General features: G+C 74.5%; 2 protein-coding genes. One reads left to right on the plus strand and one right to left on the minus strand.

Annotated features, from left to right (window positions below; all coding sequences use genetic code 11):
• The coding region (locus SSBG_RS25025; RefSeq protein ID WP_008748854.1) for a FadR/GntR family transcriptional regulator at positions 1-518 on the minus strand (518 nt) is incomplete at its 3' end.
• Between the two features lie 71 nt (positions 519-589).
• Between SSBG_RS25025 and SSBG_RS25030 the strand changes: the two genes are divergently transcribed.
• Positions 590-1,969: a glutamine synthetase family protein gene (locus SSBG_RS25030; RefSeq protein ID WP_008748855.1), complete on the plus strand. Its 1,380-nt coding sequence runs from the start codon at positions 590-592 to the stop codon at positions 1,967-1,969.
• The last annotated feature ends 59 nt before the right edge of the window (positions 1,970-2,028 follow it).

Genomic DNA, 2,028 nt, shown 5'->3' on the forward strand with positions numbered 1-2,028 from the left:
CGGTAGGCCGCGACGGGCTCCAGCGGGGCGCTGTCGAGCGCGCCCAGGCCCGCCGAGAGCCAGGCCCGCAGCGCGGGCCCGTGCTCCGGGTCCGCGGCCCGCCGCGCGCACAGCTCCGCCGCCCCCGTCTCCAGGACCTCGCGGTGCGCGAGCACGTCCTCCAGGTCCACGCCCGCGCGCCGGGGAGGGCGCGGGCGCGCCCGGACGAAGGTGCCCCCGTACCGTCCCCGCCGGGACTCCGCGAGGCCCTCCGCGTGCAGCACCGCGAGGACCTCCCGCAGCGTCGCCCGGCTCACCCGCAGCCGCTCCGCCAGCTCGCGCTCCGGCGGCAGGCGCTCGCCGGGCGCGACGAGGCCGAGGCGGAGCACCTGGAGGATCTGTTCGAGGGCCTCCTCGAAGCCGTTGCCGCCCCGGACGGGCCGCAGGACCCGGCCGAGCCCGCCACCGGCCCCGGCGCACGGACCCCCGCTCCCGGCCCCGCCCGCGCCCCCGCCCTCGTCTTCCGTCCAGCCGGACACGGCCCCGCCCTCTTCCGTCCAATGGTCCCGGGCCCTACCTTAAGGTTCCCGGCTCATCCAAGGAGATCTCCGTGGCGGACCGCACCACCTCCCCCCGTACCGCTCCCCTCAGCGTCGAGACGCTGACCGCGCAGGTGAGGGCGGGCGAGGTGGACACGGTCGTGCTCGCCTTCCCCGACATGCAGGGCCGCCTCCAGGGCAAGCGCTTCGCCGCCCCCTTCTTCCTCGACGAGGTGCTGCCGCACGGCACCGAGGGCTGCGACTACCTCCTCGCCGTCGATGTCGAGATGAACACCGTGGACGGCTACGCGAGTTCGTCCTGGGAGCAGGGGTACGGCGACTTCGCGCTCGCCCCCGACCCGGCGACCCTGCGCCGCCTGCCCTGGCACCCCGGCACCGCGCTCCTCCTCGGCGACCTCGCCACGACCGACGGCGCGCCCGTGACCGTCGCCCCGCGCCAGATCCTGCGCCGCCAGCTCGACCGCCTCGCGGAACGCGGGCTCACCGCACGTGCCGGGACCGAGCTGGAATTCCTCGTCTTCAACGACACCTACGAGCAGGCGTGGGAGCGGAACTACCAGGGGCTGACCCCGGCGAACCAGTACAACATCGACTACTCGGTGCTCGGCACCGGCCGGGTCGAGCCGCTGCTGCGCCGTATCCGCAACGAGATGGCCGGCGCCGGGCTCACCGTCGAATCGGCGAAGGGCGAGTGCAATCCGGGCCAGCACGAGATCGTCTTCCGCTACGACGACGCGCTCACGACCTGCGACCAGCACGTGCTCTACAAGACCGGGGCGAAGGAGATCGCGGCCCAGGAGGGCCGCGCCCTCACGTTCATGGCCAAGTTCAACGAGCGCGAGGGCAACTCGTGCCACATCCACCTCTCACTCGCCGGCCCCGACGGCGCCTCCGTGATGGCGGGCGAAGGACCGCACGGCATGGCGCCGCTCATGCGGCACTTCCTTGCCGGACAGCTCGCGGCCCTGCGTGAGTTCACGCTCCTGTACGCGCCCACCGTCAACGCCTACAAGCGGTTCCGGCCCGGCTCCTTCGCCCCCACCGCCGTCGCCTGGGGCCCCGACAACCGCACCTGCGCCCTCCGCGTCGTCGGCCACGGGCAGGGGCTGCGCTTCGAGAACCGGCTCCCCGGCGGCGATGTCAACCCCTACCTCGCCGTCGCCGCGATGATCGGCGCGGGACTGCGCGGCGTCGAGCGGGAGCTGGAACTCCCCGAGCCCTGCACGGGCAACGCCTACGAGGCCGGCTACCCGCACGTCCCCGCGACCCTCCACGAGGCCGCCGCGCTGTGGCGCGAGAGCGCCCTCGCCCGCGAGGTCTTCGGCGGGGACGTCGTCGCGCACTACGCCAACATGGCCCGCGTCGAACTCGACGCCTTCGACGCCGCCGTCACCGACTGGGAACTGCGCCGCTCCTTCGAACGGCTCTGAGCGACACGCCGGTACGGGCCGGGACCGCCCCCGCCCCCCGTACCGTCCGCCCACCCCCG

The sequence above is a fragment of the Streptomyces sp. SPB074 genome, assembly GCF_000154905.1.
Classification (GTDB): Bacteria; Actinomycetota; Actinomycetes; order Streptomycetales; family Streptomycetaceae; genus Streptomyces.